The following is a 7,887-nucleotide window of genomic DNA, read 5'->3' on the forward strand; positions in this document are numbered from 1 at the left end:
CTGCCCTGGCGCCTGCCAATGGGCGGGCTCAATGCGACGACACATAAATCGATGCCGACGCAGGCACCGGCAGCGCATAGGTGCGTTTCATCCATTGAATCTCTTCCCGAGGCGTACGCCCGAAAAAGCGCTTGAACTCACGGCTGAACTGCGAGGCGCTTTCATAGCCGACCTTGGCGCACGCCGTGGCGGCGGTGATGTCGTTGCGCAGCATCAATAAGCGCGCCTGGTGTAGGCGCGTGGACTTGAGGTATTGCATCGGCGAGGTGTCGGTGACCGTGCGAAAGTGCGCATGAAAACTCGGCATGCTCATCATCGCCTCCGCAGCCAGCGCCTCCACGTCCAAATGCTGGTGGTAGCACCCATGAATCTTGCGAATCGCCCGCGCAACCTTGCCGAACTGGCCCTGGCGGTTGAGCGCGGCGCGCATGGAGCCGCCCTGCTCGCTTGTGATGATCCGGTAGTAGATCTCGCGCATCAGCGTCGGGCCGAGGATCTGCGCGTCCATCGGCACGCTCATCACCTCTAAAAAGCGCAGCAGCGACTCGCTGAGTTTTTCATCCATGGGCGAGGAATACATGCCGCGGGGCTTGGCCTCGACCAAGCCTTGGAAGTCATCCAACGCCACTATCAAGTCGGCGGCCAGGGTGAAATCCAGCCGCAGGTACACCGCCAACATCGGCTCCTCTTCAGTAGCCTCGGTTTCCATGGTGAACGGTACCGGCACCGATACCACGAGATAGTGCTGTGCGTCATACAGGTAAATATCTTCGCCCAGATAACCGCGCTTGCACCCTTGGCAGACAATCACAATACCTGGATCGTAGAGCACCGGCACCCGGTGCAAAGGCCGATTGGAGCGCAGGAATCGCACGTCATCCAGTGCGGTCAAGTTATAGCCTTCGACAGGTGCCAAGCTGCCCATCAACTCGATAATTTTCTGGGTACGGCCCATGGTGCGTGGCTCCTGGCGAAAACAGCACGTTACCGCGCGAATATCGCTGTGGCTATGCACTCATAGGAATAGGCAATCAGCACATTGGAATGGATATTCGCTCCAACCGGCCATTTGCGTAGCCTGAAACAGCACTTTCAGCCCTCGGAGATTCCCCCATGCTTATCGTCTACAACCCCGCCACCGGTGAAGAAATCGGCCGCGTTGCCAAGTACACCTCGGCCGAGGTCAGGGCCGCCGTCGACCGCACCTGCGCGGCCTTTCCTGAATGGTCATCGAAGCTTGCCCAGGAGCGCAGCAAGATCCTGCGCCGCTGGCACGACGCGGTTAAGGCCGACAAGGAAGCGTTCGCTGAACTGCTGTGCCGCGAAAACGGCAAATGCCTGACCGAAGCCCGTGGCGAAATCGACTATGGCCTGGGCTTTATCGAGTGGTACGCCGAAGAAGCCAAGCGCGTTTACGGCGACACCATCCCCACCCACGATCGCAATGCCAACGTGCTGGTGACCAAAGAAGCCATCGGCCCGGTCGCGGCAATCACCCCGTGGAACTTCCCGTTCATGATGATCACCCGCAAAGTCGCCACGGCCTTGGCGGCGGGCTGCACCATGATCATCAAGCCCGCCGAAGATACGCCGCTCACCGCCTTCAAATTGCTGGAATACGCACGCATGGCCGGTATCGAACCCGGCGTGCTGGAAGTGGTGGTCGGCGACCCTAAAGAAATCGGCCTGATCTTCACCGGCGACCCGCGCATTCGCAAAATCACCTTTACCGGCTCCACCGGCGTCGGCAAATTGCTCGCGGCGCAATGCGCAGCCACCCTCAAGAAAATGACCCTGGAGCTGGGCGGCAACGCGCCGTTTATTGTGTTCCAAGACGCCAACCTGGATGAGGCGGTCAAGGGTTTGGTCAGTGCCAAACTGCGCAACTGCGGCCAGGTGTGCATCTCGCCGAACCGAATTTTTGTGCAGCACAGCATCCTCGAAGACTTTATCAAACGCGTAAAGGCGGCCGTCGCCAAGATCGGCGTAGACCAAGGCCTGTGCGAAGACTTTGTGGTCGGGCCGCTGGTCAATCAACTGGGTTTTGACAAAGTCGTGCGCCTGGTCGAAGACGCCAAGGCTGCCGGCGCCAAGGTACTGATGGGCGGTAAGCCCCACGCCAAGGGCGGGCTGTTCTACGAACCCACCGTATTGACCGGTCTGCAGGACGACTCACCGCTGGCCACCGAGGAAATCTTCGGCCCGGTGTTCGCCATCTACTCGTTCAAGGATGAAGAAGAAGTCATCACCCGCGCCAACCAGACCGAATTTGGCTTGGTGGCGTATGCCTTTACCAGCGCGCTGGGGCGTTCGTTGCGGCTATCGCGCCAATTGGAGGCTGGCATGGTGATCCTCAATTCGGGCTCGGTCGGCACTGCGTCGATCCCATTTGGCGGCATCAAGCAGTCAGGCTATGGCCGCGAAGGCAGCTATTACGGGATTGAAGAGTACGTGCAGGTGAAGTATGTGCTGATGGCGGGTGCACAGTTCTAAGCCGTATGAACCCGCCTTTTGTGGCGAGGGAGCTTGCTCCCGCCGGGGCGCGAAGCGGCCCCAAAAGATTGGGACCGCTGCGCATACCAGCGCGAGCAAGCTCCCTCGCCACATTAAGCCCGCATGTGTTTTTGTAGTGGATTTGCCCTCGCCAGACGCGGATAGTTCGTCCCACTGACAGGACAATAGGTTGACCATGCAAGACCTCAACGACCTCTACTATTTCGCCAAAGTCGTCGAAGCCGGAGGCTTTGCAGCGGCCGGACGACTGCTGGGCATCCCTAAGTCGCGGCTTTCACGGCGCATTGCCGAGCTGGAAGAACGCCTCGGCGCACGCCTGTTGCAACGTACCACCCGCCAACTGACCCTCACCGCCGTCGGCGAGCGCTACCTGCGCCATTGCCAGGCCATGCTGCTCGAAGCGGAGATGGCCGACGAGGCCGTGGCCAGCATGTCCAGCGAACCGCGCGGGCGCCTGCGGGTCAGCTGCCCGGTGGGCATGGCCCAGCACATGCTGTCGGACATGGTCGCCGGCTTTCTCGCTGCCCACCCGCTGGTACAGCTGGAAATGACGTTGGTGAACCGGCGTGTCGATTTGGTGGCCGAAGGCATCGACGTGGCCCTGCGCGTGCGCGAGTCGGGCGATGAAGACCCACTGCTGGTGACCAAACGCTTGCGCCAGGCCCAGACCCTCCTGGTGGCCAGCCCTGAACTCATACAAGGCCAGCACATCGACAGCCTCGACGACCTCAAGCAACTGCCGGTACTGGGTGCCCTGGAAGCCGATCGCCAGGTCCACCTGCGCCTGATCGACCCGCAAGGCAACAGCGAAGACCTGGCGCTGGAAGCACGCCTGGGCATCGACGACTTCATTGTGCGCAAAGCCTGCGCCCTGAAAGGCTTGGGCTTTACCGTGCTGCCGATGATGTATTGCGAAGAGGAGTTGGCCAGCGGCCAGTTGGTGCAACTGCTGCCGCAATGGTCCTCGCCGGGCGGCTGGTTGCAGGCGGTGTACCCGCACCGTCGTGGCGTACTGCCGGCCATTCGTGCCTGGATCGACTACCTGGAAGAAGCCTTCAAGGGCTGCGGAGACCGCTTGCTATGAAAATGACTGAAGCCCACGTCGCCGCTTTCTGCCTGAGCCTGCCCGGCGCGCGGGAAGACTACAAATGGGGCGGCGTGCGCGTATTCTCGATTGCCGGCAACAAGATGTTCGCCCTGCAAAACCTGCGCGGCGAGTCGCTGGCGTTCAAGGTCGACAAAGAACTGTTCCTCGGCCACGTCGACCGCCCGGGCATCCACCCGGCGCCCTACCTCGCGCGGGCCCAGTGGATCATCATGAACACACCCTACCCGATCGGCGCCGAGGAACTGCGTGGGCTGTTGCAGCGTTCTCACCAACTGGTGGTGAGCAAACTGCCCAAGCGCACGCAGGTGGGGCTCAAGTTGGATTAACAAAAGGCACGGCGCGCTCAATGGCCATCGCCGCCGCCAGCGCCAAATGCTCGTGCCACGGTCGCGCGACGATCTGCACGCCCACCGGCAACCCCGACGCATCCGTACCCGCGCGCACCACCACGCAGGGCCAGCCTGCCAGGCTGTACGGCAAGGTGTGACTGAACAGTCCCGGCCGTTCCGCTCCCAGGCTCGGCGCGGGCGCGGCGTCAACCGGGCACAGGATAAGGTCGTAGTCCGCCATGAACCCCAACATGGCACTGCGAAAATGATCCCAGTCGGCAAGCAGTTTTATCGACTGCGCACCGCTGCCTTTGCTCATCGCCCAGTAGCGTTCGGTAATCTCGCGTGAATGCCTCAGTACCGATGGGAACGCGGGATTGATGACGGCGCCCGCGCGCTCCAACAGATTGGCGGCTACCTGCAGCGTGGCTTGAGTTATCTCGTCAGCGGGCTCTATACCGCCGTCACCATACCAAGCGACGCGCAAACCGCTCAGCGCTTGAGCCTCTACAGCGCGCAAGGGCATTGGAATCACCCCGGCATCCTGCCCATCTTCGCCTGCGATCACCTGGAGCACCAAGGCCAGGTCTTCGACATGCCGGGCCATCGGGCCAATCTGGCTGCGACAGTCACTCAACCCACCCGGGTGATCGAAAACCCCGGTGTTAGGCACGCGGCCAGTGGTGGGTTTTAAGGTGCTAACACCGCAAAAATGCGCCGGCACGCGCAAACTGCCGCCGGAATCACTGCCCAACCCCACCGGTGAAAGCCCCGCAGCAATCGCCGCCGCTTCGCCACCGCTGCTGCCGCCTGGGCTATGGGACAGCGCATGCGGGTTACGGGTGGCGCCATAGACGGGGTTGTCGGTCACCCCACCGCCACCGCCCGGCGGGCAGTTGTTTTTACCCAGCAGGATGGCGCCGGCCGCTTTCATGCGCGCCACCACCACGGCATCCTGCGCCGGCCGGTAGTCAGCGCGCTCAGCCAAACCCGCCGCCGACACCACCCCACAGGTATCGATAACGTCTTTGACGGTAAAGGGAACGCCCTGCAGCACGCCGCCATACTCACCTTGAGCGACGGCCCGATCCGCCGCCCATGCGCCAGCCAATGCCGTCTCGGCGCACACTTGCACCAGCGCGTTGATCGCGGGGTTTTGCTCCTCGATACGGGCAAGGTAGGTGGAAACAATGGCGGTGGAGGTGAGCTTGCGCTGTTGAATCAGTGCGCCAAGCTCAGTCGCTGAGTGACGTAGCAATGAATCCGAGAAAGACATTCGTGTTGGCCCAGTGCATTCAAGTGCCTGGAGCATAACGGTAGTGTGCTGCCAGCGCCTATCAATGAATGGGTAAGGTGCTTCCCGACTCGTTGTAGTTGCAGGGAATGTCCAAGCGCCTCCGCCCTATAACACCGACAGCAACGTACCGCCGAGGAACAGCTGATCCAGCCAGAACACCTGGTGCAGCAACACAATCACCCAGAACAGCACCTGATACGACACTTTGCGCGTCTTGTGCCGGAACACCTGCTGGGCGATCAATGCTCCAGGCCAGCCGCCCGCCAGTTCCACGGCGTGCAGGATGTTTTCGCGAACGCGCGGGCCCTCTGTCTGTGCCTTGCGCTTGTCGCCCCAGTACAGAAAAAACGCCACCACGCTGACCACACCATACGCCGCCAGCGGAATCACCGTCTCACCGCGAGACCACACCAACGCCGCGCCAATCAGCGGCGCGGCGCACAGCAGCACAAAGATCAACGCCTTCAGGCGCGGGTGCTGAATGTTCATGGCTTGACCGCAGACCAGTCGATCCAGCCAAACTGCCAGGTCGCCAGAATGACCAGGCCAAACGCGATCCGATACCAGGCAAACGCCGCGTAGCTGTGGCTGGCGATGAACTTGAGCAAGGCCTTGACCGCGATCATCGCGAAGATGAACGAGGTGACAAAACCGATGGCGAATACCGGCAGGTCATCGGGCTGGAACAGGTGACGGTATTTGTAGCCCGAATACACCGCTGCGCCGACCATGGTTGGCATGGCCAGGAAGAACGAAAACTCGGTGGCGGTCTTGCGCGACAGGCCAAACAGCAGGCCGCCAATGATGGTGGCGCCGGACCGCGAGGTGCCTGGAATCATTGCCAGGCATTGGGCCAGGCCGACCTTTAGCGCGTCTTTCCAGGTGATCTCATCCACCGTTTCAGCGTGAACCCTATGTTGGCGGCGCTCGGCCCACAACATGATCACACCGCCCACCACCAGTGCGGTGGCCACGGTGATCGGGTTGAACAAGTAATGCTTGATCAGGTCGGCAAAGATCACACCCAGTACGATCGCCGGCAGTACGGCGATCATCAGGTTGACGGTAAAGCGCTGGGCGTTGCGCTGGGTCGGCAAGCCGATGACCACGTCGAGGATCTTGCGCCTAAACTCCCAGACCACGGCCAGAATCGCGCCCAATTGAATGATGATGTTGAACGCGTCAAAGCGCTCGCCGCCGAAGCCGATCAAATCGGCGACGATGATCTGGTGCCCGGTGCTGGAGATCGGCAGGAACTCTGTCAGCCCCTCCACCACGCCAAGAATCAATGCCTGTATGGCTGTCCAAAAATCCATGTTTCCCCCAAAGGTCATGCTCAGCGGCTTGCCTTGACTGTCTTTTTAATCGTTCACTGACGCCGAGCGCACTCAAGTGCCCGAGGTGGATTTTCACCATCGGCCCGCAAAAATTTCGTGAAAAATCAGGGAGTACTCAGGTTTTTCGATTATTGGCCGAAAGCCTATCAGACAAGCCGCAAATGTCGATGCAGCGCCCACAAATATAAAAAGCATGGAGTGACAGGACGATGAACAGTTTGCGCAGCATGTCGATCAGCCGCCGCCTCTGGCTGATCCTGGTAGTCGCCGTGTTGATGCTGCTGACCTTGGGGCTGTTGATGCTCAAGCAGATCCATGGCGACCTCTACCAGGCCAAACGCCAGCAGACCCAGCATGTGGTGCAGACCGCCAGCGGCGTGCTGGCCTATTACCAGAATCTTGAGAAAACCGGGGTACTGACCCGTGAAGCCGCGCAGCAGCAAGCCTTGAGCGCCGTGCGTGGCCTGCGCTACGACCACGACGATTACTTCTGGATCAACGACCTGACGCCGGTGATGATCATGCACCCGGCCAACCCCAAGCTTGACGGCAAGAACCTCTCGGCGATCCGCGACCCGGACGGTTTTGCAGTGTTCAACGAGTTCGTGATCCTGGCCAAGGCCAAGGGCGCCGGCATCGTCAACTACCGCTGGCCCAAGCCCGGTGCCGAAGCGCCGGTGGCAAAAACCTCGTATATCCAACTGTTCGAACCCTGGGGCTGGATTATCGGCTCCGGCGTTTACGTGGACGATGTGCAAGCCGAATTCAATGGCCAGGTGTGGAAAACCTCGCTGATTGTTCTGAGCATCGCGCTGGTGATGACGTTGCTGGTGGTGCTGATCGCCCGCAGCATCGTGCAACCCTTGCAAGCGGCAGTGAACGCCATGGGCAATATCGCCAGCGGCGAAAGCGACCTGACGCGCAGCCTCGACACCCACGGGCGCGACGAAGTCACCCAACTGTCCCAGCACTTCAACAGCTTTACCGCCAAGCTGCGCCAGGTGGTCGGCCAATTGCAGGTGTGCGCCAACGCCTTGGGCCAGTCGTCCACGGAGTTGGGTACCAGCGCCAGCCAGGCCAATGACCGCAGCCAGCAGCAATCGCAACAAATGGAGCTGGTGGCGACGGCGATCAATGAAGTGACCTACGGCGTGCAGGACGTGGCGAAAAACGCCGAGCACGCAGCCAGCGAAATGCGTGACGCCCAGGCCCAGGCGCAACAAGGGCAGGTGAATATCGACGGCAGCTTGCAGCAAATCGACCAACTCTCCAGCACCATCAGCCAGGCCGTGGAGGTGATCC

The 7,887-nt window shown here is 60.9% G+C and carries 8 protein-coding genes; 4 read left to right on the forward strand and 4 right to left on the reverse strand.

Features of this window, described 5'->3' with window-relative positions; all coding sequences use genetic code 11:
* Positions 1–28 precede the first annotated feature (28 nt).
* On the reverse strand, positions 29–955 hold the full coding sequence (locus E0F99_RS17735; RefSeq protein WP_083358267.1) for an AraC family transcriptional regulator: 927 nt from the start codon (positions 953–955) through the stop codon (positions 29–31).
* Positions 956–1,113: 158 nt separating this feature from the next.
* On the opposite strand from E0F99_RS17735, the gene E0F99_RS17740 reads away from it, so the two are divergent.
* The 3 genes from E0F99_RS17740 (at position 1,114) to E0F99_RS17750 (ending at position 3,948) form a co-directional block, all read left to right on the forward strand.
* A complete protein-coding gene (locus E0F99_RS17740; RefSeq protein WP_083358266.1) occupies positions 1,114–2,493 on the forward strand; it encodes an NAD-dependent succinate-semialdehyde dehydrogenase in 1,380 nt (459 codons plus the stop codon).
* A gap of 196 nt (positions 2,494–2,689) precedes the next feature.
* Positions 2,690–3,598, forward strand: coding sequence for a LysR substrate-binding domain-containing protein (locus E0F99_RS17745; protein WP_083358265.1), 909 nt, complete (start codon positions 2,690–2,692; stop codon positions 3,596–3,598).
* Positions 3,595–3,948, forward strand: coding sequence for an MmcQ/YjbR family DNA-binding protein (locus tag E0F99_RS17750; RefSeq protein WP_083358264.1), 354 nt, complete (start codon positions 3,595–3,597; stop codon positions 3,946–3,948). Before E0F99_RS17745 ends, E0F99_RS17750 begins: the two co-directional genes overlap by 4 nt.
* Here E0F99_RS17750 and E0F99_RS17755 read toward each other — a convergent pair.
* The 3 genes from E0F99_RS17755 to E0F99_RS17765 all read right to left on the reverse strand — a co-directional run bounded on the left by E0F99_RS17755 (position 3,935) and on the right by E0F99_RS17765 (position 6,564).
* The gene (locus E0F99_RS17755; RefSeq protein ID WP_083358263.1) at positions 3,935–5,227 is read right to left on the reverse strand and encodes an amidase; all 1,293 of its coding nucleotides are present in this window, start codon (positions 5,225–5,227) and stop codon (positions 3,935–3,937) included. The genes E0F99_RS17750 and E0F99_RS17755 overlap by 14 nt on opposite strands.
* A 126-nt stretch (positions 5,228–5,353) precedes the next feature.
* Entirely contained in the window at positions 5,354–5,737 is a 384-nt protein-coding gene (locus E0F99_RS17760; protein WP_083358262.1) for a DUF1294 domain-containing protein, read from the reverse strand.
* A complete protein-coding gene (locus E0F99_RS17765) occupies positions 5,734–6,564 on the reverse strand; it encodes an undecaprenyl-diphosphate phosphatase (protein WP_083358261.1) in 831 nt (276 codons plus the stop codon). The genes E0F99_RS17760 and E0F99_RS17765 overlap by 4 nt, the downstream gene beginning before the upstream one ends.
* Before the next feature lie 230 nt (positions 6,565–6,794).
* Between E0F99_RS17765 and E0F99_RS17770 the strand changes: the two genes are divergently transcribed.
* Positions 6,795–7,887, forward strand: a 1,093-nt coding sequence (locus E0F99_RS17770) for a cache domain-containing protein (protein ID WP_130908841.1), incomplete at its 3' end; no start/stop codon positions are given.

Origin of the sequence: Pseudomonas antarctica, from assembly GCF_900624995.1 — a bacterium.
Taxonomy (GTDB): domain Bacteria; phylum Pseudomonadota; class Gammaproteobacteria; order Pseudomonadales; family Pseudomonadaceae; genus Aquipseudomonas; species Aquipseudomonas antarctica.